20 protein-coding genes are annotated in these 25027 nt (G+C 69.5%); 11 read left to right on the top strand and 9 right to left on the bottom strand.

Annotated features, from left to right (window positions below; translation table 11 throughout):
* Window positions 1–219: 219 nt before the first annotated feature.
* Together IPG61_06010 and IPG61_06005 are read left to right on the top strand one after the other, a co-directional pair.
* Window positions 220–2070: a M14 family metallopeptidase gene (locus IPG61_06010; protein ID MBK6733633.1), complete on the top strand. Its 1851-nt coding sequence runs from the start codon at window positions 220–222 to the stop codon at window positions 2068–2070.
* 232 nt (window positions 2071–2302) lie between these two features.
* The gene (locus IPG61_06005) at window positions 2303–3241 is read left to right on the top strand and encodes a hypothetical protein (protein MBK6733632.1); all 939 of its coding nucleotides are present in this window, start codon (window positions 2303–2305) and stop codon (window positions 3239–3241) included.
* 305 nt (window positions 3242–3546) lie between these two features.
* Here the strand turns inward: IPG61_06005 and IPG61_06000 are convergent, their stop codons facing one another.
* Window positions 3547–4647 carry an IS110 family transposase gene (locus tag IPG61_06000; GenBank protein MBK6733631.1) on the bottom strand — a complete coding sequence of 367 codons (1101 nt, stop codon included), beginning with the start codon at window positions 4645–4647 and terminating at the stop codon, window positions 3547–3549.
* A gap of 421 nt (window positions 4648–5068) precedes the next feature.
* Here IPG61_06000 and IPG61_05995 point away from each other — a divergent pair, with 421 nt between their 5' ends.
* Window positions 5069–6052 (top strand): hypothetical protein, encoded by a 984-nt coding sequence (locus IPG61_05995; protein ID MBK6733630.1) that lies wholly within the window; start codon window positions 5069–5071, stop codon window positions 6050–6052.
* Window positions 6053–6145: 93 nt separating this feature from the next.
* On the opposite strand, the gene ettA is transcribed toward IPG61_05995, so the two are convergent.
* A complete protein-coding gene (ettA, locus tag IPG61_05990) occupies window positions 6146–7825 on the bottom strand; it encodes an energy-dependent translational throttle protein EttA (protein MBK6733629.1) in 1680 nt (559 codons plus the stop codon).
* A 166-nt stretch (window positions 7826–7991) separates the two neighbouring features.
* On the opposite strand from ettA, the gene IPG61_05985 reads away from it, so the two are divergent.
* Window positions 7992–8915, top strand: coding sequence for a hypothetical protein (locus tag IPG61_05985; protein ID MBK6733628.1), 924 nt, complete (start codon window positions 7992–7994; stop codon window positions 8913–8915).
* A gap of 26 nt (window positions 8916–8941) precedes the next feature.
* Here IPG61_05985 and IPG61_05980 read toward each other — a convergent pair whose 3' ends face one another.
* Together IPG61_05980 and IPG61_05975 are read right to left on the bottom strand one after the other, a co-directional pair.
* A complete protein-coding gene (locus tag IPG61_05980) occupies window positions 8942–10498 on the bottom strand; it encodes a class I SAM-dependent methyltransferase (protein MBK6733627.1) in 1557 nt (518 codons plus the stop codon).
* A complete protein-coding gene (locus IPG61_05975; protein MBK6733626.1) occupies window positions 10495–11109 on the bottom strand; it encodes a thioredoxin family protein in 615 nt (204 codons plus the stop codon). Before IPG61_05975 ends, IPG61_05980 begins: the two co-directional genes overlap by 4 nt.
* Before the next feature lie 185 nt (window positions 11110–11294).
* Between IPG61_05975 and IPG61_05970 the strand changes: the two genes are divergently transcribed.
* From IPG61_05970 to IPG61_05950, 5 genes are all read left to right on the top strand, one after another.
* Window positions 11295–13571 (top strand): PD40 domain-containing protein, encoded by a 2277-nt coding sequence (locus tag IPG61_05970; GenBank protein MBK6733625.1) that lies wholly within the window; start codon window positions 11295–11297, stop codon window positions 13569–13571.
* A gap of 655 nt (window positions 13572–14226) precedes the next feature.
* A complete protein-coding gene (locus tag IPG61_05965) occupies window positions 14227–14949 on the top strand; it encodes a hypothetical protein (GenBank protein MBK6733624.1) in 723 nt (240 codons plus the stop codon).
* Window positions 14950–15133: 184 nt separating this feature from the next.
* Complete coding sequence (locus IPG61_05960) at window positions 15134–15775, top strand: sigma-70 family RNA polymerase sigma factor (GenBank protein ID MBK6733623.1); 642 nt, start codon at window positions 15134–15136, stop codon at window positions 15773–15775.
* Entirely contained in the window at window positions 15757–16497 is a 741-nt protein-coding gene (locus tag IPG61_05955; GenBank protein ID MBK6733622.1) for a hypothetical protein, read from the top strand. Before IPG61_05960 ends, IPG61_05955 begins: the two co-directional genes overlap by 19 nt.
* 109 nt (window positions 16498–16606) lie before the next feature.
* Complete coding sequence (locus IPG61_05950) at window positions 16607–18025, top strand: MBL fold metallo-hydrolase (GenBank protein ID MBK6733621.1); 1419 nt, start codon at window positions 16607–16609, stop codon at window positions 18023–18025.
* Window positions 18026–18109: 84 nt separating this feature from the next.
* Here IPG61_05950 and IPG61_05945 read toward each other — a convergent pair whose 3' ends face one another.
* Window positions 18110–19588 (bottom strand): tetrathionate reductase family octaheme c-type cytochrome, encoded by a 1479-nt coding sequence (locus IPG61_05945; GenBank protein ID MBK6733620.1) that lies wholly within the window; start codon window positions 19586–19588, stop codon window positions 18110–18112.
* Window positions 19589–19809: 221 nt separating this feature from the next.
* On the opposite strand from IPG61_05945, the gene IPG61_05940 reads away from it, so the two are divergent.
* Complete coding sequence (locus IPG61_05940; protein ID MBK6733619.1) at window positions 19810–20211, top strand: hypothetical protein; 402 nt, start codon at window positions 19810–19812, stop codon at window positions 20209–20211.
* A 32-nt stretch (window positions 20212–20243) separates the two neighbouring features.
* On the opposite strand, the gene IPG61_05935 is transcribed toward IPG61_05940, so the two are convergent.
* Window positions 20244–20639 (bottom strand): hypothetical protein, encoded by a 396-nt coding sequence (locus IPG61_05935; protein MBK6733618.1) that lies wholly within the window; start codon window positions 20637–20639, stop codon window positions 20244–20246.
* 429 nt (window positions 20640–21068) lie between these two features.
* On the opposite strand from IPG61_05935, the gene IPG61_05930 reads away from it, so the two are divergent.
* Window positions 21069–21974, top strand: coding sequence for a DUF1460 domain-containing protein (locus tag IPG61_05930; protein ID MBK6733617.1), 906 nt, complete (start codon window positions 21069–21071; stop codon window positions 21972–21974).
* Between the two features lie 49 nt (window positions 21975–22023).
* Here the strand turns inward: IPG61_05930 and IPG61_05925 are convergent, their stop codons facing one another.
* The 3 genes from IPG61_05925 to IPG61_05915 all read right to left on the bottom strand — a co-directional run bounded on the left by IPG61_05925 (window position 22024) and on the right by IPG61_05915 (window position 24960).
* On the bottom strand, window positions 22024–23577 hold the full coding sequence (locus tag IPG61_05925) for a hypothetical protein (GenBank protein MBK6733616.1): 1554 nt from the start codon (window positions 23575–23577) through the stop codon (window positions 22024–22026).
* A gap of 22 nt (window positions 23578–23599) precedes the next feature.
* Window positions 23600–24388, bottom strand: coding sequence for a hypothetical protein (locus IPG61_05920; protein MBK6733615.1), 789 nt, complete (start codon window positions 24386–24388; stop codon window positions 23600–23602).
* Between the two features lie 137 nt (window positions 24389–24525).
* Complete coding sequence (locus tag IPG61_05915; GenBank protein MBK6733614.1) at window positions 24526–24960, bottom strand: 23S rRNA (pseudouridine(1915)-N(3))-methyltransferase RlmH; 435 nt, start codon at window positions 24958–24960, stop codon at window positions 24526–24528.
* Window positions 24961–25027 lie beyond the last annotated feature (67 nt).

The raw sequence follows: 25027 nt of genomic DNA, 5'->3' as shown, positions 1-25027 counted from the left end.
TAGCAACAGCTTCCCCGGGCGAGCAAGCGAACCGACAAACATTTGAGGGAGTGCCCTCGACGCCCGACGATTCGCTGCCGCGCAAGATGACCGGTACCCGTGAGGTGTTCAACATGTTTTTTCGGCGCAATCATGGGTAAAGTGGCCGCAGTCGCGACCGGCAAACCGCACGCTCCGTATCAACAACCCGTCTGGACCCCGGCCTGAGGAGTCGCACCGATGCACGCCGCATGTTCTTACCCGCTCTTGATGATCTTTGGTCGATTCGGTACGGCCCTTTGGCGGGCATTCTTCCAGGCGCTGGTCATCGCAATGATCTCCGCAGTTGCGGCCGCCGGCGGCACTCCGCCGCCGGTGACGCCGTACGAAGCCTCCGGGGGCCGCCGCACACCGCGCTATGACGAAACGATTTCCTGGTTGCAGAATCTCGCGGCCGCGTCCCCGCTGCTCGAGTACGCAACCTTCGGCACGAGCCCTGAAGGTCGCCCCCTGCCGTTGGTCGTGGCCGACCTGCGCGGGCGGTCTACCGCCGAGGCCCTGGCGGACCGCGGCCCCGATCATGCCGTGGTGCTGGTCCAGGCCTGCATTCATGCCGGCGAGTCGTGCGGAAAGGACGCGGGCATGGTGCTGCTGCGCGACCTGGCGACAGACCGCGACCTGGCCGCGCACCTGCTGCGCAACGTCACGCTGCTGTTCATCCCCATCTTCAACGTCGACGGCCACGAGCGCTTCTCGGCCTGGGGGCGCATCAACCAGAACGGGCCCGAGGAAATGGGCTGGCGGGTCAACGCCGCGAACCTGAACCTCAATCGCGACTACCTGAAGGCGGACACCGTCGAGATGCGCGCCTGGCTGGCCCTGTGGCGGGCCTGGCTGCCGGATTTCTTCATCGATGTGCACTCGACCGATGGCGCCGACTACCAGTACGCCCTGACCTACAGCCTGGAAACGCACGGGAACCTGGAGGCGGGCCTGACCGCCTGGACCCGCCGCTACGAAGAGGACCTGAAAGATGCGCTGGCCGCGCAGGGCTGGCCCATCTTCCCGTACGTGATGCTGAAGGACTGGGCCGACCCCACCAGCGGCCTGGTCACGTCGGCCGCCACGCCGCGGTTCAGCCAGGGCTACGTCGCGCTGCAGAACCGCCCCGGGCTGCTGGTCGAGGCCCACATGCTGAAGGACTACGCCACCCGGGTCGAGGTGGTCGGGCGGTTGCTGCGGCACTCGCTGGGCTGGCTGTCGGGCCAGGCGAAGCCGCTGCGGGCGGCCGTGGCCGCAGCCGACGCCTTCACGGCCGGGCCGCAGTTCCGCGCGGCGCCGCTGGCGCTCGATTTCGCGCTGACCGACAGCGTGCGCACCGTCGATTTCCTGGGTGTCGGCGCCAGCGAGCAGGTGGGTGCCGTGACGGGCGGCAGGTGGTTCCGCTTCGACGGCGGGCCGCAAGTGCTGCCGATGGCGCTGCAGGACCAGCTCGCGCCGTCGGTCAGCGCCCGCCTTCCCGAGGCCTACCTGCTGCCGCCGGCCTGGGGCGAGGCCATCGAGCGCCTCGAGGCGCACGGTGTGGTTTCGTTCCGCCTGTCGGAACCCGTCACGCTGCCGGTCCGCTCCTGGCGCCTGCTCGACCCCAAGTGGCAGGAGCGCCCCAACGAGGGCCATCACCCGGTGAAGTACAGCGTCGAGGAGTTCGACGAGACGCGCACCTTCCCGGCCGGCACCGTCGTGGTGGACCTGGCGCAGCGCGCCGCCCGCGTGGCGGCCCACCTGCTGGACCCGCAGGGCCCCGACGCCCTGTCCCGATGGGGCTTCTTCGACGCGGCCTTCGAGCGGGTGGAGTACGTGGAGTCCTATGTCATCGAGGAGATGATCCCGCGACTGCTGGCCGAAAACCCCGGGTGGGCGGCCGAGCTGGAGGCGCGGAAGGCCGCCTCGCCGGAGTTCGCGGCCGATCCGTGGGCGATCCGCATGTGGTTCTACGCGCGCACGCCCTGGTGGGACGGCCGGGCCGGGGTCTACCCGGCGGCGTGCCTCGACGCCAGGTCGCTGGTCGACGGGCTGCCCGGACATCCATGATCCCTGGTGGCTTTATTTGACGAGAACGCGTTGAATCCCATCACGGTTTTGTGAGATATAGAGGAATTTTGTCGATTACATGGATTTGCAGCCCGCCGGCTATTGAATGAGTCTTTCTATCATGATACGCTTCTTGAACAAACGGATTCGGAAGTGCCCCTCGTCTCTCGCCCTGCCGCGGCACCCCGGGACCGGCATCGTCAGGTTCGCAGTCACTCTGTGGAGGAACAGCATGAAGAAGTTCGCTATCGTCCTGATGGCTATTGCCCTGCTCGCGGGCACTGCCAGCGCCGACAACAAGCCCGCGCCCGAGAAGAATGAAGTCATGGCCGTCATCAATGCCAGCCTGACCGAAGTCGAGCCCAACGACACGCCGGCCACCGGCAACCCGATCGCCGGCGGCGACAACTACGCGGCCAACATCTCGGCCGGGACCGACGTCGACTACTTCACGTTCACGACGACCGGTGGCGCCGCCACCTTCGAGACCTCGGCCGGCGCGGCGCCCGCGATCGGCGACACCAAGATCTACATCTACGGCACCGACGGCACGACGCAGATCGGCTACGACGACGACGCCGGCGTCGGCTACTACTCGCTGGTGAACTACAACTTCACCGTGCCGGGCACCTACTACATCAAGGTCATCGGCTACAGCGCCTCGTACACCGGCAACTACGTGCTGACCTGCACTGCCGTCGCGCCGCCCCCGCCGCCGGCCGTGAACGATGTCTGCGAAGGCGCCATCGACATCCAGGGCCAGAGCCTGGCATCGTGGGACGTCGCCCTGAACGTGGCCGGCGGCTTCAGCAACAACTACAGCCTGACCTCGGCCGACTGCACCGGCTACACCACGCCGGGCCCCGACGCCGTGTTCATGATCGACCTGGCCGCCGGCGAGGAGATCATGGTCAGCGAGATCGGCGCCTGCGACACCGCGCTGTGGATCTCGAGCGACTGCGCCAACCTGATGACCAGCTGCGTGGTCGGCGCCGATGACGCCCTGGCCGGCGCCGCCGAGACCGTGTCCTTCACGGCCGTCACGGCCGGCACCTACTACGTGGTCGTTGATTCCTACACCGCCGCCGGCTGCCCGGTGACCGTGACCATCAATGCCCCCGTGGCCACCGAGGAGTCGTCGTTCGGCGCCCTCAAGGCGATGTTCCGCTGATATGGAGTGACCCATGTCAAGGGCCGTCTTCCTTCAGGGAGGCGGCCCTTCCCTTTTCTGCTTGTGGCCACAGCAACCGGAGAGGGCGGACGAGGCAGGACGCTTCGACGACGTGTCACTCTGATATACGCGGGTTGCGCCGGCGCACCGGTGCCGTGCCGCATGACCGTGCTCCGTCGGGAGGTACCGCTCTCTAGCAACGCGAATCTGGACTGTTCGGCCCAGTGGCATAGCGTTAACGCGGGTTCTCCGGATCGTGCCTGCTCTCATCCGCCGTCTCCGATTGCCGGACCAGAAGTCCGGGTTCAGGCCTGATTGGGCTGCGCTTCCCGCAGCGTCTCCCACACGTACCCGATCAGCATCCGTGCGATGGCCACGACGATGGTGTTGTGGTGCTTGTTCCTGCCGACCAGCCGCCGGTACTGCGTGCACAGGCGCTGTTGTGCCCGGTCAGCCCGCGCGATCACCTGAGGCGGTTGACCGCGCCGACGCTTGGCCAGCCTCACGCCCACCGCCGGCTTGTGCCGGTAGTGCCAGGCGGTCTCGATCAAGAGGCGTCTGACGTGGCGGTTGCCGGTCTTGGTGATCTTGCCTCGTCGTCGCTGGTCGCCGCTGCTGTGCTCGCTCGGCACCAGTCCCAGGTAAGCCATCAGCGAAGGGGCGGTCGGGAACCGCCTGACGTCGTGCAACTCCGCGGCCAGGGACAGGGCGGTGACCGTGTCGATGCCGCGGAAGCAGCGCAGCTGGGCCACCGGTGCGCGGTACGGTTCCTGCGCTGCCACAGCCACCAGTTGCTCGTCCAGAGCCGCCACCCGAGCCTCGTGCTGTTCGAGAGCCAGCATGTAATCCTCGAACACGACCTGGTCGGCCGTCCGCGAGAACTTCAACCCGTGCAGCCAGGTGCGGTGCGTCTGCGACCACTGGTTGCCGTCGTGGAAGACCAGCGCCCGACGCAGCAGGAACTTGCTGAGCCGGTGCCGCGCGCGCACCAGATCCAGCTGCGCGTCCTCGCGGCAGCGGCACAGGTCGCGCACCGACTCCTCGTCCTCGGTCGGCGGATGCACCGCCGTCAGCAGCCCGGCGGCGTGCAACTGCGCCAGCTTGCGGGCGTCCCGATGGTCGGTCTTGATCCGGTCCCCCTGGCGCACCGGGATCAGCGACGGAGCGGCGATCATGCACTCGATCCCCTCCTTCTGGAGCAGCCGCTGCAGGGCGTAGCCGGTGGGACCGGCCTCGTAGACGCAGCGCAACGGTGCGTGCGGCTTGAGCTTGCGGATCAACCGCTTCAAGGCAGTGGGCTCGTTGGCCACATCCCACTGCTGCACTTCCCCGGTTCCGGTCTGGAGCATCGCCACGGCGATCGTCCTCTTGTGCACATCCAGCCCGACGTAGGTTATACTGCTCATTGCCGGCTCCCTTCGTCGTCTGCGGCTCTGGCGCCTCGGCGCTAACCCGCGACTGCGGTGCTTGCCACCCGGCCGCCATCGCCTACCACCTGAACGACGGTGGCGACGATACGACAAGGGGGCCGGTCACTCCATAGGGTCTAGAAGTTAACACCGTCCCGGCGCGTGCCGGGCTGTTACGTGAAGAGGCCCGGGGTTCGCCCCGGGCCTTCTTCGCATTTCCCCGGCGGCTCGCAGTCGCGCCGAAAATCACGCCCACGCGACACCAGCAGTATGTTAGAATCCCGCCCGCATCGGCCGGGTTCTTGCGGTTCCGGTTGATCCGTCAGGCAATCGGGGATTCCCGGCATGCGCGAACGGGCCGGCTGCGGCGCTCCGGCGCCCTGGCGGGTCCGGCACACCTCGTCATAGGGAGAGAACAATGAAACGTTGCAACCTGATGCTCACGATCCTCCTGGTCCTCGGAGTCGCCTCCCTGGCCAGCGCCATGGACAAGGAAGAAGCCGCCCACGGCCCGACGGCCTACGTGGCCCCGCCGGCCAACTCGATCATGGGCTCCTGCGCCACACCTGTCGTCATCTCCGGCCTGCCGTTCTCGGCGACCGCCCAGACGAACTGCGGCCTGGGCAACACCTATGCCGCGACGTGTCTCGGCAACTACGACGGCGGCGAGGACATCATCTACCGCCTCGACCTCGCGGCGTCGACGACCATCGACATCGTGATGAATCCGGGCACCACCGGCTGGACCGGCATCCTGCTGGATTCCGCCTGCCCGCCGAACGCCACGACGTGCATCGCGACGAACAGCGGTTCGTCGGGGACGCGCTCGATCCTGGGCAAGACGCTGGCGGCCGGCAGCTACTACATCATGGTCGACACGTGGCCGACCCCGAACTGCATCCCCTCGTTCACCCTGGACATCACCGCCGGCACGCCGCCGCCGCCGCCGGCCGCCAATGACGTCTGCGCCGGCGCCATCGACATCCAGGCGCAGAGCCTGGCGTCGTGGACCGTCAACCTGACGAACGCGGGCACCTACTACAACGACTACAGCCCCGTGGCGCCGAGCTGCACCGGCTATGCCGCCAACGGGCCGGACGCCGTGTACAGCATCAACCTCGCGGCCGGCGAGGAAGTCACGATCAGCGAGCTGGGCGACTGCGACACGTCGATCTGGATCGCCACCGACTGCGGCAACCTGGCCGGCACCTGCGTGGCCGGCGCCGATGCGGTCGGCGGCTTCGCGGCCGAGACCGTGGTCTACACGGCCGCCGCTGCGGGCACGTACTACGTGATCATCGACGCCTACGCGACGGGCGGCTGCCCGGTGACCGTGACCGTCAACGCGCCGGTGTCGACCGAAGAGTCGACCTTCGGCACGTTGAAGGCGATGTTCCGCTAGTCGGCTTCCAGCCGGCAGGAACGTTCAGCACAAGCAAGGGCCCGGGGTTCGCCCCGGGCCCTTCTCGTTGCGCAACCGCGGCCGGTGGCCCGGCTAGTCGTGCGTCAGCCGCCGGTACTTGATGCGGTGCGGCTGGTCCGCGTCCTCGCCCAGGCGCTTGCGGCGGTCCTCTTCGTACTCGGAGTAGCTGCCCTCGTACCAGGCGACGTTGCTGTCGCCTTCGAAGGCCAGCGTGTGCGTGCAGATGCGGTCCAGGAACCAGCGATCGTGGCTGACCACGACCAGGCAGCCGCCGAACTCGGTCAGGGCGTCTTCCAGCGCGCGCAGCGTGTCGACGTCCAGGTCGTTCGTGGGCTCATCCAGCAGGATCAGGTTGGCGCCGCTCTTGAGCAGCCGCGCCAGGTGCACGCGGTTGCGTTCGCCGCCGCTGAGCGTGCCCACCTTCCGCTGCTGGTCCGACCCCTTGAAGTTGAAGCCGCTGCAGTAGGCGCGGCTGTTGACCTTGACGCCACCCAGGTCCAGTTCCTCGGCGCCGCCGGTGATGTTCTCCCACACCGTCTTCTCGGCGTCGAGGTCGTCACGGGCCTGGTCGACGTAGGCCAGGCGCACCGTCTCGCCCACCGTCAGCGTGCCGCTGTCGGGCTTCTCCTCGCCGGTGATCATGCGCATGAGCGTGGTCTTGCCGGCGCCGTTGGGGCCCACCACGCCGACGATGCCGCCGCGCGGCAGGCTGAACGTCAGGTCATCGAACAGCAGCAGGTCGCCGTAGCCCTTGTTCAGGTGCTCGGCCGCCACCACGATGTTGCCCAGGCGCTCGCCCGACGGGATGCGGATCTGGGCCGCGCTCTGGCTCATCTGCCGTTCCTGGCTGACCAGCTGCTCGTACTGCGAGACGCGGGCCTTGTTCTTCTTCTGGCGGGCCTTGGGCGAGGCGGTGACCCACTCCAGCTCGTGCTCGATGGTCTTGAGGCGCTTGCTGTCGGCCTTCTCCTCCTCGATGAGCTTCTTCTTCTTCTGGTCGAGCCACGAGGAGTAGTTGCCTTCCCAGGGGATGCCGTAGCCGTTGTCCAGTTCGAGGATCCAGCCGGTGACGTTGTCCAGGAAGTAGCGGTCGTGCGTGACGAGCACCACGGTGCCGGCGTACTCGCGCAGGTGGCGCTCCAGCCACGACACCGACTCGGCGTCGAGGTGGTTGGTGGGCTCGTCGAGCAGCAGCAGGTCGGGCTTCTGCAGCAGCAGGCGGCACAGCGCGACACGGCGGATCTCGCCGCCCGAGAGCTTGCTGACGTCGGCGTCGCCGGGCGGGCAGCGCAGTGCGTCCATCGCGATCTCGAGCTGGCGGTCCAGCTCCCAGCCGTTGGCGTGGTCGATCTCGTCCTGCAGGCGGCCCATCTCCTCCATCAGCTTCGTCATCTTGTCGTCGTCCATGGGCTCGCACATCGCCATGCTGATCTCGTTGAAGCGGTCGAGCTTGCCCTTCATCGCCGCGACGGCTTCCTCGACATTGCCGCGGACGTCCTTCGCCTTGTCCAGCTGCGGCTCCTGGGGCAGGTAGCCCACCTTGATGGAGGGGTCGGGCCACGCCTCACCGATGAAATCCTGGTCGACGCCCGCCATGATCTTCAGCAGCGAACTCTTGCCCGAGCCGTTCAGGCCGATGACGCCGATCTTGGCGCCAGGGTAGAACGACAGCCAGATCCCCTTGAGGATCTCGCGGCCGGGGGGGACGACCTTCTTGAGGCCCTTCATCGTGAAAATGTACTGCTGAGCCATGTTTTCCTTTCCAGGGCGGGACCGCGCCAAAGCGCGGCAAAGGCAGGGTTCTCGTTCCGATCCATTGCGGATATAGTCGGTTCCGTCCGGGTGATCGGCAACCCGAATCCGTGCCGGGCGTAGCAGCGGCGGCGGCAGGGCATTCCCACGAACAGGGGGCGGGCGCATGGCGGGCACGGCGAAGCAATGGTTGGTCGGTTGCGGCATCGGCTGCGGCCTGATGGTGGCGCTGGGCCTGGGCCTGGGGGCCGCCGGCTGGTACGGGGTGCGCCACGTGGCCAAGCGTGCCGAGACGCTGGAGGCGGCGAGCGACTCGCTCGCGACGAAGTTCGGCCCGCCGGAAGCCTGGGCGCCGCCCCTTGACGGGGGGCTGGATCCCGCGCGGATCGAGGCCTTCCTGGAGGCCCGCCGGCTGATGGCGCCGGAACGCGAGCGCACCGCGAACAACCTGGCGGTGCTCGACGGCTCGAAAGGCAGCAGCGTACCGGCGAAGATCGCCGCCGGCGTCGACTTCGTGCCGCGACTGCTCGGCTTCATCGAGGAACGCGACCGCGCCCTGCTGCAGGTCGACATGGGCCCCGGCGAGTACATGTACATCTACAGTGTGGCCTACTTCGGCCTGCTCGCGAAGGACCCGGGCGATGGGCCCGGGTTCCATCTTGCGGGCGACGGTGCAGAGGATCGAGGTCACAGCTGGTCGTTCGGGAAACAGGGCGACAGCGGCGGCGGCAGGGTCGAGATCGGCGGCTCCGGCGATTCCGGCGACTCAGGCGATGAAGCCAAGCGCGAAGGCGTGCGCAAGCAGCGCGTGGCCGACATCAGGGAACTGCTCAATCGCGTGCAGCGCGAGAACCTGCGCCGGCAACTGGCGGCCGTCGATGCGTCCGGCGACGGGACTGCGCGCGCTTCCTGGCGCCAGGCGCTGGCGGCCGAACTGGCGGCGATGGAGGCCGATCCCGCGCGGCTGGCCTGGGAGCAGGGATTGCCCGAGCCCACCCGCGCGGCGCTGGAGCCGTTCCGGGCCCGGCTCGAATCCAGTTACGACGGCATGACGGGAGTCCTCGAACTGGGCCTGAACGACCGCGACTGAACAGGTCCGCGGCCAGGCCCCGGCCGTCAGCTGCCCGCCCGGCACCAGAACGCCCGCACGTCGCGGGGCTGGTCGGGCAGCAGGGGGAAGTCGAGCGGCGGCCGCAGGTCATCGACAACAGAGAAGCGCTCGCGCAGCTCGTCGCGGTAGCGCGTGTGGTCGCCGCCGCGGTGGTTGTTGGCGAACAGCGCCACACCCGTGGGCGACAGGAGCGCGGCGACGGCGTCGGCCAGCGCGGACCATTCGCGGCTCACCGAGAAACGGCCGCCTTCCTTCACCGATGAGAACACCGGCGGGTCGCAGACCACCAGGTCGAGCGGCCGGTACGCCTCCGGCTTCGCGAGGCGGGCGCGTTCCTGCCGTCCCAGCCAGCGACGCGCGTCTTCCTGGATGAACTTGCCGCAGCCGCGCTCGACCAGCCCGTTGAGCGCGAAGTTGTCGGCGCCGTCGCGCAGGCAGCCGCGCGCCGTGTCCACCGAGAACACCACCTCGGCGTCGTTCGCCGCGGCCACCACCGAGAACGAGCAGGTGAACGCGAACAGGTTGGCCACGCGCCGTCCGGCGGCGACGCGCGCCACGCGCCGCCGCGTGTCGCGCTGGTCCAGGAACAGGCCCGGATGCGGCGCCCCGGCCAGGTCGACGCCGTAGCGCAGCCCGTGTTCGACGACAACGAGGCGCTCCGGCGGCGGCTCGCCCAGCGTGCGCGTGAAGCCGGGCAGGGCTTCCTGGTGCGGGTTCTGCCGATGCCCGCGCACCACGGCGCCACGCGTGCCCGGTCGTGCGCCGATCATCTCGAGCAGCGGCGACAGGCGCTCGACGACCTCGTCGGCAGCGAGCGACTCGTCCCAGCACACCGCCCGCAGCCACGGGCCATAGACATCGACGGCGGCGTCGAGCCCGTCGATCTCGCCGCGGTGCACCGCGCGCCAGCAGTCGGCGACGCCCGCCGGCCAGGCGCCGCGGCGATCGCGGCACAGCGCCTCGTCACGCGCCATCGCATCCGCACCCCGCGCCAGCGCGAAGGACGGCGGCAGCGGCGCACACACAGGCTCGGCCACGCCGGGCCAGCGTACCTCGGCGCAGTGCAGGTACAGGCGCCCGGCCGGTTCGCCGCCATAGTCCGCATCGCCCAGGATGGGCACGCCGCTCAGCGCCGCGTGGCGCCGCACCTGGTGGCGACGGCCGCGCGTGATCACGGCGGTGTAGCGCGTGAGGCCGCCCGGGCCCGGCTCGGCCCGGCGCTGGAACAGGGTGTGCGCCGGACGTTCGTCGAGGGGGTCGTCGCGCGTCCAGCTGTCCGGCAGTCCAAGCTGCCGCGCATCGACCGCCGACAGGAACTCGTAGGTCTTGAGCGCGAGCCCCTCCTCGTGCACCCGCTGGGCGCGGCCCGAGGCTTCGCGATGGCGCGCGAGCCACAGCACGCCGCTGGTGGCGACATCGAGGCGCGACACGACGAACGTCTCCAGGTCGCGGTGCAGGGCCAGCCATTCGACGGCGCCCAGTTCGCCGGGGTGGCCGCCGTGGGTGGCCAGGCCGGAGGGCTTGTCGACGGCGAGCCAGTCCGCGTCCTGATAGAGGATCACGCAGCGCTCCCGCCACCGAACGCCGCCTGCAGGGCAGCCACCAGTTCGGCGTCCAATGCCCGGCCGCGGTCGCGGCCGTAGAACAGGTGCAGGCGCTCGAGGGCCGCCGCCTTGTCGAGGCCTTCCTCACGCGCCGCGTCGAAGACGGCCTGTGCCGCGGCCGGGCGCGGGCCCCAGCGGAACAACTCGACACCCGCGTCGTCCAGGGCCACGAGGATGGGGATGCTGCGCGTGCCGCGCGTGAGGAATCGGTCCATGACCGCTGGCTGCGCATCGCGACGCAGCAGGCGCAGGCGCACCAGCGGGCAGAGGCGCGCGGCAGCCGCCAGGCAGGGCACGCACTGGGCCGAGTCGCCGCACCACGGCTCGCTGATCACCAGCCAGGTCTGCGGACGGTCGATGCGCAGCAGCCGGGCGGCGAGTTGTGCCGTAGGCTGCCACGTGCGCCCGATGCGCAGCGTGCGGTGCAGGTTGAGGCGCGTTGCGGCCACGTGGTCGGCCTGCTCCTGCGGCAGGGCCGCCGTGTCGAGTTCAGCCTCCGCTTTCAGCAGCAGGAGCCAGCCCGGCTCGTCCAGTCCCTCACGGTCGATGATGTCGAGCAGCCCGTCCATGGCGTCCTTCCGGTCGCGGCGAGTCTGTGCGTTTCGGCGAATGTCACGTCACGCAAGCTAACAGTCCGCATTTTGGCAGTAAACAGGAACCGGGTGTTCTCCTATATTGTGGGGACGGATATCTGACCAACGTGATGTCGATCGCCCGTACAGCTGCGGCGACCGGCGGTTTCCGGGATTGGTTCATGGCCAAGGCGTCCGACTTTCCCGCTCCCTTCACGCTCGGGACCTGGCGGGTGCAGGCGGAACTCAACCGCATCACAGGGCCCGGCGGCGCGCACCAGATCGAGCCGCGCATCATGCGCGTGCTCCTGGTGCTGGTTGAGCATGCAGGTGGCGTCGTCACGCGGCAGGACCTGCTGGACGAGGTGTGGGCCGACGCGATCGTCGGCGAGGAGATCCTCACGCGCGCGGTGAGCGAACTGCGTCGCGTCTTCGGTGATGATCCGCGGCAGCCCGCCTACATCGAGACCATCCGGCAGCACGGTTACCGGCTGATCATGCCGGTGGGGCAGGACCCGGTATCAGTGGCGGATCCGGCGCCGGCGGAGCCGCCGGTCGTGAACTTGCCCGCGGCGGAGCCGCCCGTCGTCCAGGCGCCAGCGGCGAATCCGCCTGCACTGGATCCACCCGCCGCCCCGGCGCCGGCTGCGGAGCCCGCAGCCCCCGCCGCCCTGTTCGCCGCAGCCGAGCCTGCGGCGCCGGCCGTCCGCCGCCTGGCCCGCGCGCTGGCCGGCCGGGCCCTCCCGCTGCTGGCCGTGGCTGCTGCAGGCCTCGCCCTGGTCACGGCGCCCGCCTGGTGGCCGGGCTTGGATCGCGGCGCGAAGGCGCCGACCGTACCGGTCCCGCTGACCAGTTACCCCGGGCGCGAACTGCACCCGGCGCTGTCCCCGGACGGCGTCCGCGTGGCCTTCGCCTGGTCCGGCCCCGACGACCGTTCGCCGGGCATCTACATCAAGCAGCGCAATTCGGAGACCGCGTTGCGCCTGACCGCCGAACCCGGCTGGCCGGCCTGGCCGGTGTGGCTGCCCGACGGGCAGAGCGTCGCCTTCGTCCAGACGGCCGATACGGCCAGTACCATCTGCCTGGTGTCGTCGCTGGGCGGGCCGGTGCGGCGGCTGCGCGAGGTGCCTTCGCTGGTCGACGGCCTGACCGTCTCGGCGGACGGCCTGCGCCTGGCCTGGGCGGCACGCGCCGCGGGCCGGGGGCCGTACCGGCTCGAAGGGCTGGCCGTGACCGATCCGACCACGATGTGGCGCCCGGCGCCCCCGACCGGCGCGGCGGCGGACGTGCAACCGCGGCTGTCTCCCGACGGCCGCTGGCTGGCCTGGGTCGCCGTCGGGCCCGGGGGCGACGGCACCATCTACCGCACGCCGGTGGCCGGCGGCGAGGTGGCGGCGGTGACGCATGCCCACGGCCCCATCGCCGGGCTGGCCTGGACCCCCGACAGCCGCCAGCTGGTCTACGCGGCGGCGCCGGCCGGCGCTTACGGCCTGTGGCGGGTCGATCATGACGGCTCCCGTCCCGAAGCCGTGGCGCTGACCGCGGAGTTCGTCTGGAATCCGACCATTGCGGCCCTGAGCGGTGACCTGGCCTTCGAACAGGTGCGCCTGGATCAGGATATCTGGCGCCTGCGCGTCCTCGAGCGCGAACCCTGGCGCTTCGAAACGGCGCCATTCCTGGTTTCCACGCGCTGGGAAGCCGATGCCGACCTGGACCCGGCGACCGGACGGGTGGTGTTCGTCTCGCTGCGGTCGGGACGGCCGCAGGTGTGGACCACCGGCACCGAAGGGACCGACCCGGCGCCCCTGACCGATCTCGAAGCGGCCGCCATTTCGGCGCCGCGCTGGTCCCCGGACGGAACCCGGGTGGCGTTCCGCGCCGTCACCGACGAGGGCGCCGCGGTCATGGTGGTGCCCGCCGTCGGCGGCCGCCCCCGCGCCGTGCCCCTGGCGGCCGACGACCTGCTGCCTGCCGGGTGGAGTCGCGACGGCCGGACCGTCCTGGTGGCGGCCGACCTGGGCGATGGCTGGCAGTTGCACCGGGTGGACCCGGTCGACGGCAGCCGGCAGGCGCTGACCCGTGCGGGCGGCCTGACCGGCGCCGAAACCGCTGACGGGCGCGACCTCTACCATACGCGGCCGGGCCTGGCCGGCCTGTGGCGGCTGTCCCTGGCCGGCGGCGAGCCCGAACTGGTGATCCCGGGGCTGCTGGCCGGCGACCGCGCGGCCTGGCGCCTGACCGGGGACGCCATCCTCTGGGTGCTGCGGGTACGGGGGCGCGCCGTCCTGATGCGCCATGACCTGGCTTCCGGCGTGTCGCAGCCCCTGGCTGAGCTTCCGGGCTTTGCCGGAGGGGCGCTGGGGGTGTCGGGGACCGGTGAGGTCGTGCTCTACTGCCACGCCGGCGAGGCTGCCGGCGACCTGATGCTGCTGTCTTCGTTCGCCGCGCCGAAAAATTAATCCATTGAATGGCAACAGGTTACGGAAATCGAGGCGAACCTCGCCCAAACCTCAGGTGTCCCTCAGGCGCGCCCGCGCGGATTCCGCTTTCGTGACCCCCGTGGAGAGCAGGCGGCACCCCGTCGGCATCCATGAATCGGAAGGCCGGTCTCCCGCGCGCCTGGACAACCCCTGCGACGGGATCCTAAATCACCTGGTCACCATCGGGATCCCGGGGTGGACAGGCACCGGCCAAGTCGGACTGGAAGCCGGGAAACATGCCCCCCTGGCCAAGGTCCGGCGACGTCGGCAGCGGAGCCGGCCTTCCGAGGATCATCCCGAGAGTCCGGCATCCGGCCCCGACCCGGTAGCCGGACCCGCCGACCGGCAGAAGGCAGGAAGCTCCGATCCCCCTCGGCAACTTCCGGACGCAGGTCGGCAGGGCGCGCAGAGAGGGCCCGGCGCAGCAGCGTCGGGCCCTTGCGCATATACGGATACTGCGTAGCAGAGGCCCGCACGCCTGGCCGTCGCTACCCGCATCAAAAAGTGGCAGGAGCGGGAACCAAAACTATATTTATCCTGTTACCAGCCCTCCGCGTGCGCCCACGTAATCCCTGGGGTATCGAGCCCCTCGCAGTAACGGACCGGCGGCGGTCCGCTAGAGAAAGGACGAGCCATGAAGAAGACTTCCCTGTTGACGGTGGCCGCTCTGGCCGTGACGGCTCTGGTGGCGACGGCCTGGGCCGGTGGCCCGGCCTGCTCCGGCGCCAAGGATGCCAAGACCGCCGCTGCCGGTGGCGCCTGCTCCACGACTGCGGAGGCCAAGACCGCCGCTGCCGGTGGCGCCTGCGCCAAGACCGCAGAGGCCAAGACCGCGGCTGCCACGGGCGCCTGCGCCACGACGGCCGCCGCCGGTGGCGCCTGTGTCCAGACTGCCGGCGCTGCCGGTGGTGCCTGTGTCCAGACGGCCGGCGCGACCGGCGCTGCCTGCGCCACCACCGCCGACTTCACCAAGGCCACCTCGATGCACGCGTGCTGCCAGAAGGCTGCCGCCGCGTCGAAGGAGTGCTGCGGCCATTCGGCCGGCGAGATCCACGCCAGCTTCGCTGCCTTCCAGGCCGCCAAGGCGACCCTGGCCGGCATGCACGAGTGCTGCGCCAAGTCCGTGGCCGAGGCCAAGGGCTGTTGCGGCAAGGATGCCACGGCCCTCAAGGCCGATTTCAACCTGAAGGCCGGCAAGGCCCTGACCACGGCCTGCGCCGTCGAGGCGGGCATGCACGAGTGCTGTGCCAAGTCCGTGGCCGAGGCCAAGGGCTGCTGCGGCAAGGATGCCGCTGCGCTGAAGGCCGACTTCAACAAAAAGTCGGAAGAGGTCCAAAAGAAGCTGGCCTCGAACTGAGTTTTGCCGCATACTGAGACATGGCGACCACAACGCCATATGGATCGACTGGACCCCGATCCATCACTGGGGTGAACGAGCGCGGGAACCGCATAGGTTCCCGCGCTTTTTTTCGGTGATGCGTGTCCCTGCGCGCGGCCGGCTGCGTATTCCAGCGCGTCGGAACCTCGCTGGATCATGACCCGTGTACGAGGTGAACCTGTTGGCCTTGTCAGCGACGATGCGTGACGCGCGTCACCGGTTCCTGCTGGAACTGGCGAAGCGCGGCAGCGAAGAATCCTTCCGGCGCCTGTACGCCGAACTCTACGACCAGGTCTGCCGATTCGTCGGCGCCAGGGTGCGCGGGGCGGCCGAGGTGGAAGACCTGGTGGCCGTCGTCTTCGGGCGCATGGTCGAAGGCCTGGAGGGATTCGACGCCGGGCGCGGTTCGGTCACGGCGTGGGTGCTGGGCATGGCCCGGCACGCGGTGATCGACCACCAGCGCCGGAGGGCGGCCTTCGGCGGCGCACGCCAGGCGGCCTCGGTCGATGACCTGCAGGAAGTGCTGGCGGCCACATCACCCGACCCGTTGGGGACACTGATCCGGGACGAGGAAGTCCGCGCCGTGCGCGACTGGATCGGGCGGCAGGACGAGGCAACCCGCGATCTGCTGGACCTGCGTTTCGGGCAGGGGCTGACCAGTCGCGAGATCGCGCAGGTAATGGGCCTTTCGCAGGACGCCGTCAAGAAGCGCTGCGAGCGCGTGCTGCGGCAGATGCGGCAGGAACTTCCGACGGAACGAACGATGACAGGCAGAGGAGGTGCGCCATGCATGACCGGCGAATGAAGGCGACGATCCGGCGCGGCCTGGAAGCGGCCGACAATCCGCAACCCGCGCCCGGACACCGTGGCCGGCTGGAAGCCGACCTGCTGGAAGCCTACCGCGAACGTTTCCCGCGCCATCGGAGGTTTCTGATGTTGTTGAATCCCTGGAACCGCGCCGCGCGGCTGGCGATGGCCGGCCTGGCGGTGGCCCTGCTCGGGTTGGGCGCCTGCTCGACCTCGACCACAACCGAAGTGGAGATGGGCCAGAAGATGACGATCACCATGGGCGGACTGTCGGGCGACAAGGCCGACGACGACCTGAAGGCCCTCGAGGGCGAGCTCAACCGGTTCTTCGAAGCGCAGCCCGAGGTCGAAGGCGTCACCTTCAACCTGCGCGGCGGGGACGGCGAGACGGTGTTCGAAGTCATGGCCTGGGGCCAGGGCCTGGACGCCGCCGCACTGGAAGCGGACCTGCGCGAGCAGGTGCCGGGCCTGGCGGGTACGAATGTCGTCGTCGAGCCGTTGAACGGCAGCGTGCGGGAGAACATCCTGTCGCACTTCGGCCACGAGTACCTGGGCCTGGAACTGGAAGTCACCGGCGAGACGGCTGAGGAGATCCGCCAGCAGATCATGGCGCAGATGGCCACCGCGGGCGTGACGGGCGACGCGACGGTCAATGTCGAGACTTCCGCCGACGGGCGCAAGGTGATCACCGTGAAGGTCGAGGGCGAGCAGCAACCCTGATCCGGTCGGATTCAAGGATGCGTGAAGACGCCCCCGGGCTTGTGGCCCGGGGGCGTTTGCGTCTAACCTGTGGGCATCGGTTCCGCAGTACTTTCCCGAAAGGTCGACCATGAGCGCACCCATCCGCCTGACGTTCCACGGCGCCGCCGGCACGGTGACCGGCAGCCGGCATTTCCTCGAAGCCGCCGGCCGCCGCACGCTTGTCGACTGCGGCATGTTCCAGGGCCTCAAGGAACTGCGGCTTCTCAACTGGGCGGCTCCGGGCTTCGAGCCCGGCTTTCTCCAGGACCTGATCCTGACCCACGCGCACATCGACCACACGGGCTGGACACCGCGATTGATGCAGTACGGGTTCAAGGGATCCATCCACGCCACCCCGCCCACGGCCGAGCTCCTCGAGTTGATGCTGCTCGACGCGGCCCACCTGCAGGAGGAAGACGCGGCGTTCGCGAACAAGAAGGGCTTCTCGAAGCACCAGCCCGCCGAGCCGCTCTACACGACGATCGACGCACTGGCAGCGCTGAAGCTGGTGCGCCCGCTGGATTTCGAGAAGTGGCACCAGCTCTCGCCGCAGGTGCGGTTCCGCTTCCACAACGCCGGGCACATCCTCGGCTCGGCGTTCGTCGAATTGCGCGTGGGAGGGCCCGACGCACCTGCGGGCGGCGTGAACCCCGGCGAGTTGACGATCGTCTTCGGCGGCGACCTCGGTCGCTACGGGGTGCCGCTGCACGTCGACCCGCAGCCGCTGCCGGCGTGCGATGTGCTTGTGGTCGAGTCGACCTACGGCGACCGCAAGCACGACTACAAGCCCGTGATCGACCAGATTCGCGCCGACTTCCGCGAGACCGTGCGCCGACGCGGCACGGTGCTGATCCCCGCCTTCGCCGTGGGGCGCGCGCAGGCGGTGGGTCTCATCCTCCGCGAATTGATGGAGGACGGCGACCTGGCCGAGGTTCCCATCCACATCGACAGCCCGATGGCCGTCGACGCCACGGCCATCTACTCGCGCCACCTGCACGACGGCAACCTCGACGAGGGGATCGGTGAAGGTGCCTCGCTGTTCCCGCGTCAGGTGAAACTGCATCGCACCGTGCACGAGTCGAAGATGCTCACGGCCATGGACGGTCCGCGCGTCGTCATCGCCGCGAGCGGGATGATGACCGGCGGCCGCATCCTGCACCACCTGATCAAGCGCCTGCCCAACCAGAACAACCTGATCCTGCTCAGCGGCTACCAGGCGGTGGGCACGCGCGGCCGGCTTCTGCGCGACGGCGCCACCACCCTGCGCATGCACGGGCATGTCATCCCGGTGGGCGCCCGCGTGGGGTCCATCGACGGGTTGTCGAGCCACGCCGACGGCGACGAGATCATGCGCTGGATCGGTACGTGCCCGCTGCCGCCGCGCCGCGTCTTCGTGGTGCACGGCGAGGGCGAAGGGCCCCGCGCGATGGCCGCGCGGCTGAAGGCGGCGCTGCCGGGCGCCGAAGTGACCATCCCGGCGCTGGGCGACGGGTTCACGCTGGGCTGAGCAGGGCCGGGCGCTCTTGAAAAAGGGCCGGGCGTCCTGCGGGACGCCCGGCCATCACATTTCCGGACACGACGCCTTCGGCGCCTACTCGTTCAGGTCCTTGTAGGCGTCGGACAGTTCGAAGCGCGAAATGCCGCGGTGCTTGGACGGGTCGCCCTTGTAGCCGAGGGCCGCCCAGTCGATGCGGCTGGTGCCTTCACCGGCATGGCAGTCCTTGCACTTGAGCGAGGCTTCCTTCGGCGCGACCATGTGATTGACCTTCCACCACGACTCGGTCTCGGCGAATGCGTATTCGCCGCTGTAGGTCAGGTTCACCGAGGCCATGCCTTCCTTGAAGGCCGCGTTCCAGTCGTTCGTCTTCCAGAAGCCGGTGGGGCCGTAAAGTTTCGGCACCAGGATCACGTTCTGCTGCTTGTCGTAGGGCTGTTTGCCGCGCATGACCTTGAACGGGTAGATCTTCGCGCGCGGATCGAGGCGGCTGCCCTGCGGGCGGTTCAGGTGCGTGATCGACTTGGGGTCCATCTTGTCGCCCACCAGGTACTGGGCGCTGACGCCGTCGTACCACGAGTAGGACGGCACCACGTTCTTCTCCCAGCGGAACGAACCCTTCTTGTTGTCGAAGGTCGCCATGCCCAGTGAATCGTTGGCGGCGCTCTGGTTGGTGCCCGCCGTTGACCAGTCCCACCAGACCATTGTCGGATTGGCGCGCGCCACCGCGGGGATGTGGCACGTCTGGCAGGCGATTCTCTTGCCGTGCCAGTTCAGGATCCGCTTGCCGTGAACGTTCTCGTCGTGGCAGGCGGTGCACTCGAGGTGATTCGAGCCGGCGCCGGGCGAGGCGAACATCGCGCGGCCGGCGATGTTGTGGCTGCTCGTGGTGTGGCATTCCTGGCAGCTGAAATTCTGGCCGTCGGCGCTCATGTGCACATCGAGTTCGCGCGCGGGAGCCAGCAGCGCGCTTTCCATGTCGCCGTGCTTGACGTTGTTGCCGCCGCCGCCCGAGAAATGGCAGGCGCCGCAGTTCGCGCGCGAGGGCTTGCCCACGGTGCGGGCCAGGCTGGCCAGGTCCTGCGGTTCCCAGATCTTGCCTTCCCACTCGGTGGGCTTGTAGACCGGATGCCCGGCGCCGGTGGGGAACTTGCGGTACTTGCCGGTCTGGTCGTGGCAGACGAGGCAGTCCACGTTGCCGGCCTGCGTGAAGTCGAAGCCGGCGTCGGTCCAACCGTAGCCGGCGTGGCAGCTCGTGCAGCGCGGCCAGTTCGAATTGACGGCCACGCAGTAGTTGTTCACGAGGTTCTTCTTGCCGACCAGCGCCTCGCCCTTGCCGACCACGCCCTGCAGCGACTCCCATGTCCAGTGGCTGGTCTTCATGAAGTCGTGCGCCGCGTCTTCGTGGCAATCCAGGCAGGCGGCCGTCACCGCGGGGCCAGTCTCGTAGGGCCCGGTCAGGTCGGCGTGATCGGGGACCGTCCGCGGCGCCGCGCCCGCGACCGTGGGGCTCAGCGTCATCAGTACCGGCAACAGGAGCGCCGGCAGGAACACGGTGCGCAGTCGGGAACGCATGGCAAGACCCTCCGGATGAGGAATGTCGCCACCGGCGCCGGGCGCTCGGCGGCTGGCTCTTCCGGAAACATTATTGCGATGTTAAGCAGAAAACAAACTGTAAGTCCTTTGCGGGCACGGACAAGCGATAACGGTAGTCATGTTCGATTGCGATGCCGATCTTCGGGATCAGGCGCTGCCCGATCCTGCCGATGGTCCCGGCAACGGAAGGAGCCGGCAACATGCCGATCTGCAGCCACCTGGAAGACTACGAAGCGCAGTTCAAGCTGGCCGAGGCCGCCTACCGCCAGTGTGTGCGCCTGGTCGATGCGGTGATGGCCGAAGGTCCCGGCAACGGGCGCGCGCAACTGGTCACCAAGGCGATCGAGGACTGGCGCCAGCTGGACGAGCGCCTGCGGTCGCTGCTGGTCGAGCTCGTGAAGAACGGCCGCGTGCGCGTGCCCCGGCGCATGACCAGGCCCGGTCCCCATCGCCACGGCGCCGGGACGCAGGGCTCCATCATCTGCGCCACCTGCCATCGCGCGTTGCCGCGGCTGAAGTACACGGACTGGCAGTTCGCGCACAACGGCGTGGTGACTTACCGCGGTCGCGATTTCCCGGTGCGCCAGCCGGTGCCCAGATAGGCCCGCACCCGGGCCGGCCGGCGCGCGGCGCGTCAGGCGCCGAAGAAGTTCGTCGGGTCGCCGTCGTCGGCGTCCTCGCCGAACGCCAGCGCGTTCTGCCCGTCGATCACGTATGTCGCGTGCGTGCCGAAGGCGCGGCTGAACTCGACCTTGCGATCATTGTGGCCCGGCGCGCGCAGCACCAGTTCGGCGAACCGGTGGTCGGCCACCGATGTCAGGTCGAAGGTGCAGACAGGGCAGGAGAAGGCCACCACATCGCCGGGCGACAGGCCTTCCTCGAGGCTGGCGTCGCAGACGTACTTGAAGTTGCCGGGCTGCGGGCTCAGCAGGACCAGGCCGCGCCGGTCGTGGTGGCGCGCCACCAGCAGGATCTTCACGCTCGGGTTCAGCACCGTGGCGCAGTGGGGGCACAGGTAGATGTTCTTCATGATCGACCTCGTCGGAGCGCGTTAGTCGTCTGCCTTGCCTCGATAATCGTCTGCCTAGTCGCCGGGCCGATCGTGCCCGTTGCCGCCATCGGATTCCTTCTTCCCGCCGGAAAGAAGCGACCATCCCAGCCAGGCGCCCAGCGCCGCCATCAGCACGGGATTGCCGGTGATGCCTCAGGTGCCGCCGCGGCAGGACAACCAGCGATGCGCCTGCCAGCCGAGTCCGGCGCCGACGGCAGCGCCGAGGGCCCCGCGCAGCCAGGTGGTGTTCATGCCGGCCCTTTCCCGATTCCGGTGGAGTCCCTGCTTGTCCCGTGATTATCCTCCCATCCGGGCCGCGCGGCAAGAGGCGGGCGCGCCCCGGCGTGACGATGTTGGGGATGTGCCCGGGCAAATGGGCCCGCGCGCGGCGACAAGGGGGCCGGCAGCATGAAGACACGCACGGTTGGCAGGCGGCGGCAGCTCCGCTGGACAACGGCACTGGCCCTGGTGGCGATGGCCGCGGCAGCGGGCAGCGGCTGCGCCGCGACAGGATCGGGTTCAGGGAAGGGCGCCGTGGTCCGCGCCCAGATCCGGGCCGCAGCGGCCGACCGCCTGCTGCCGGCGGCGGTCGAGGACAGCCTGCTGGCGTCCGAGCAGTCGCTGTCGACGGCCGCGAGGGTCGGCCTGTGGGCTCGGCGTTTCCTGGCCGCCGAGGGCGTGCGCTACGTGTTCGGCCCTGCCGCAGACGGCTACGTGGCCGAGCGCGAACTGGTGCGTGACCATCGCCAGGACTGCATCAGCCTGCTCTACCGCTGCAGCGAGTTGGCGCGGGCGCGCGACCACGACGATGCCATCGTCATTGCGCTGGCGACGCGTTTTGCCGGCGCTGCGCCCGAAGATGTCGTCGATGCCAAGGGTCGTGTCGACTACGAGCACGCCTCGCATCTCGACTTCAGCCTCGACATGATCCGTTCCGGCCACTGGGGTCGCGACGTGACGGCCGAGGTCGGGGCCGCCGCGCCCGACACGGTGGGAACCTCGCGCTATCCGGCCGGCAGCTTCGAATACGTGCCGAAGAACGGCCTGGTCGAGGCCGCGCTGCGCGAGGGTGATGTCATCTGGTTCGTGCTCGACCCGCAGGTGGCCTCGGCGCGGAAGCTGCGCGACCAGTACGGACTGGTGATCGGGCACGTGGGCCTGGTCGTCGTCGAGGAGGGTCGCGCCCACCTGGTGCACGCGGCCGTCAGCGGACTCAGCGGCTGGTATGAGGGCGGCACCGTGGTGAAGGTGCCGCTGACGGAGTACCTCGCGCGCGTGGAGCGCTTCGCGGGGGTGAAGGTGACGCGGTTCTGAGGCGCGGCAGCTACCACGCGATCCAGGCCGGCGTCTTGCCCGTCGCGCGCTAGCGGACCGGCGGCGTGATCGTCACGCTGATGGTCGTGGTCGCCGTCGCCAGCGTTTCGCCGGCGCCTGCCGTGGCGCGTGCGCGCAGCGTCACCACGGAGTCGGCCGTCACGGTCGGCACTTCCCACCACTTCGTCCACGAGGCGAGGCCCGACGCGGCCGTGAAATCGTTCCCCAGGTCCACTTCCACGAGACCCAGGGCGGCGCCGCCGCCGAAGGCGGTCCCGCGCACCTGCAGCGAGTCGCCCCCCTGCACGACGACCCCGTTGGTGGGCGCCACGAACGCCACCTCGACGCCGCGCGTCACGAACACCGCGTAGTCGGTGAGGATGGGCGAGTCGGCCCAGTCGTTGCGCATCTGCAGGTAGATGGTCTTCAGGCCCTCGCCCGGGCTCAGTTCGATATCAAGCGTGTCGGGCCGGGCCACCCAGGCGGCACCCGCCAGGTTGGGGCCCTCGGACCAGCGCACCAGCGTGGCCTGGCCGCCCAGCACGCCGCGCAGGAACGCGGTCGTGGTCACGTGGTCTTCGGGCACGGCCAGGCGGAACGTTGCTGCGGTCAACAGGTCGGGCGTGACGGTGATGTGGGAAACGCTGTTGAAGCCGAAGTCGCCTTCGAACTCGCCCCAGATCTGCTGGGAACCCGTGCGGCCCTCGAGCAGCGGCGCGGAGTACCTGTTCGAGCCCGGCACCCAGGTCGCGCCGGCCAGGCCGGCCTCGCTGGTGGCGAAGCGCATCTGCGTGACCCCGGCCGGGGGAATGCGCAGCGTATCGGCGCGCGAGGCGACTACGGTGCCGCCACGCAGCAGGGTGAAGTCCGGCGAGAAATCGACTTTGGCCTTGGCGATGGTCGCGACCGAGGTGAAGGCGCCGTCGGTGGCGATCACGCGGACGCGCACCGAGTCGCCCTGCGCGGCGGCGCCGGCGTCGAACGTGATCACGGCCGTATCGCCGGGTGCCGCCGCCGGGTAGGTGGTCTCGGTGGCGTAGTCGGGACCCAGGGCCACGCGCAGGGTGGTGCCCTGCGAGACCAGGACCTTCATCGTCACGTTGCGCGAGGCGACGAACGTGGCGTTGTCGTTGAGGATGACGCGGGGCCCGAGCTGGACCCCCGCCGGCGTGGCGTAGTCGACCAGCGAGGCCAGGCCGTCGACGCCGACAGCCTGCACGCGGTACCAGTTCGTCTGGGTCGGCGTCGGCGCGGTGACGGCGTAGAGGTACTCGGGCGAGCTCGTCGCGTCGACCAGCGCCAGGCTGCTCCAGCCGGCATCCGGCTGTTCCGAGTGGCTGATTGCGTACTGGGCGATGCCCATGCCCTGCGGCTGGACCCAGGCCAGCGTGACCTGGCCCGAACTCATCATCACGCGCAGGTTCAGCGGGTCTCCGTCTTCGGGGCCGGTCGGGTCGAAGGGGTTGTCCCAGACAGGCGGCTCCGGCGCGCGCTCGCAGCCGGTCAGGCCCGACAGCGGGAGCAGGGCCAGGGCAACCAGCGCGAGCAGCGCCAGGCTCGGGATGATCTTCGGGCGGCGGGCCGTGGCAACGCGACGAGGCATGGAACGGGCTCCCCGGTTCAGGTCAGAAGCTCAGGCGCACGGCCGAGTGGAACGAAGGCGACGCAAAGGCGGCCTGGGAGACTGCGGCGTCGTTGCCGGCGGCATCGACAGCGGCATTGCCGCCGGCAGCGGGCAGCTCGCCAGCGCCGCCGGTGACGGCTCCGAACGACAGCCACGAATCGAGCATGCTGATGACGACGGCGCCGGCGGCCGTCATGAGGCCCAGGTCGCGCAGGTCGGCGGCGTCGGTCACTTCCTTGTGCCGCGCCTCGACCGACGCGCGCAGGTCCGCGATCTCGCCCTGGTTGACGGCGGTGCGGTACGCGTCCTGCGCCAGCAGGTATTCCTTGTCGGCGTTGTGGCGCGACACTTCGCCCAGCAGCGCGGTGACCAGGCCGCCGGCTTCGGCCACCGTGTAGATCCAGCCGCGCGTGCCGTGGCCCAGGTAGCGCGGGCCCAGGCCGGCCAGGGCCAGGTTGCTGAAGACGGCGGTCTTGCGGCTGTAGGGCAGCACCCGGACCGTGACATGGCGCCATTCGTCATCGCGCTCGATGACGATCGTCTGCCGGTGCGGGATGCGCCCCGGCATTTCGCAGACCAGCTCGTGCACGCCCGGCGGCACCGTCAGCGGTTCGGACAGCGGCAGGAAGCCGACGATGGCTCCGTTGACCTGCACGACGGCGCCGGCCGGACCGGCCAGCTGCAAGGTGGCGGCGGTGGCGTTGGCGGCAGGCAGCACGACGATCGCGGCCGCCAGCGCGGCGGCGCAGAGGATCGTCAGGTTCGTGGACCGGCGGCGCGGACGGCGCATGCGTTCCCCCGGGGACGGTCTGTCGGTTTTCGGACACGGTGAGTTCGGCGCGCATTATAGGCCCATGGGGCGCCGGTTGCCCAAGGATTAATGCCAACCCGCTTCCCGGCAGCGGGTTCCCGCCGCTTTCCCCCCGCTCAGGCACGGTGGTAGGGCAGGCCCCGCAGGATGGTCAGGCCGCGGTAGACCTGTTCCAGCAGCAGGACCCGGGCCATCTCGTGGGTCAGGGTCAGGCTCGACAGGCGGATGGTGCGGTCGGCGCGGGCGCGCGCTTCGTCGCCCAGGCCGTCGGCCCCGCCCACCAGGAAGCTGAGCGAGCCGTGCGCGCCCAGGATCCGCGCCAGGTCGGTCGTGGCCAGGTCCTCGCCGCGCTCGTCCAGGGCCAGCACCGGCCGGGCCGGGTCGCGGGCGCCCAGGCGGCGCACCATCTCGGCCGCCTCGCGCTTCGGGTCGGCGTCCTTCAGCTCCAGCACCTCGACCGGGGCCAGCGGGCGGATGCGGGCCAGGTAGTCGTCGGCCAGCGCCGCCAGGCGGCGGTCCTTGCAGCGGCCGATGACAATGATTCTCAACAAATGACCATGCTCCCGGTACAAGGCGGTGCGGGACGCGGCTCCAGCCCGCATCCGCCGCATTGAAACC

It is taken from the genome of bacterium (assembly GCA_016703265.1).
Taxonomy (GTDB): Bacteria; Krumholzibacteriota; Krumholzibacteriia; order LZORAL124-64-63; family LZORAL124-64-63; genus CAINDZ01.
Note: the sequence above shows the minus strand (reverse complement) of the source record. Positions and strands in the feature narration are given on the sequence as shown.

Excerpts from the sequence above, each read along its gene's own strand:
- IPG61_06005 (MBK6733632.1), top strand. The coding sequence starts at position 2,303 with ATGAAGAAGTTCGCTATCGTCCTGATGGCTATTGCCCTGCTCGCGGGC.
- ettA (MBK6733629.1), bottom strand. The coding sequence starts at position 7,825 with ATGGCTCAGCAGTACATTTTCACGATGAAGGGCCTCAAGAAGGTCGTC.
- IPG61_05985 (MBK6733628.1), top strand. The coding sequence starts at position 7,992 with ATGGCGGGCACGGCGAAGCAATGGTTGGTCGGTTGCGGCATCGGCTGC.
- IPG61_05955 (MBK6733622.1), top strand. The coding sequence starts at position 15,757 with ATGCATGACCGGCGAATGAAGGCGACGATCCGGCGCGGCCTGGAAGCG.
- IPG61_05950 (MBK6733621.1), top strand. The coding sequence starts at position 16,607 with ATGAGCGCACCCATCCGCCTGACGTTCCACGGCGCCGCCGGCACGGTG.
- IPG61_05995 (MBK6733630.1), top strand. The coding sequence starts at position 5,069 with ATGAAACGTTGCAACCTGATGCTCACGATCCTCCTGGTCCTCGGAGTC.
- IPG61_05945 (MBK6733620.1), bottom strand. The coding sequence starts at position 19,588 with ATGCGTTCCCGACTGCGCACCGTGTTCCTGCCGGCGCTCCTGTTGCCG.
- IPG61_05935 (MBK6733618.1), bottom strand. The coding sequence starts at position 20,639 with ATGAAGAACATCTACCTGTGCCCCCACTGCGCCACGGTGCTGAACCCG.
- IPG61_06000 (MBK6733631.1), bottom strand. The coding sequence starts at position 4,647 with ATGAGCAGTATAACCTACGTCGGGCTGGATGTGCACAAGAGGACGATC.
- IPG61_05930 (MBK6733617.1), top strand. The coding sequence starts at position 21,069 with ATGAAGACACGCACGGTTGGCAGGCGGCGGCAGCTCCGCTGGACAACG.
- IPG61_05925 (MBK6733616.1), bottom strand. The coding sequence starts at position 23,577 with ATGCCTCGTCGCGTTGCCACGGCCCGCCGCCCGAAGATCATCCCGAGC.
- IPG61_05920 (MBK6733615.1), bottom strand. The coding sequence starts at position 24,388 with ATGCGCCGTCCGCGCCGCCGGTCCACGAACCTGACGATCCTCTGCGCC.
- IPG61_05940 (MBK6733619.1), top strand. The coding sequence starts at position 19,810 with ATGCCGATCTGCAGCCACCTGGAAGACTACGAAGCGCAGTTCAAGCTG.
- IPG61_05965 (MBK6733624.1), top strand. The coding sequence starts at position 14,227 with ATGAAGAAGACTTCCCTGTTGACGGTGGCCGCTCTGGCCGTGACGGCT.
- IPG61_05970 (MBK6733625.1), top strand. The coding sequence starts at position 11,295 with ATGGCCAAGGCGTCCGACTTTCCCGCTCCCTTCACGCTCGGGACCTGG.
- IPG61_05975 (MBK6733626.1), bottom strand. The coding sequence starts at position 11,109 with ATGGACGGGCTGCTCGACATCATCGACCGTGAGGGACTGGACGAGCCG.
- IPG61_06010 (MBK6733633.1), top strand. The coding sequence starts at position 220 with ATGCACGCCGCATGTTCTTACCCGCTCTTGATGATCTTTGGTCGATTC.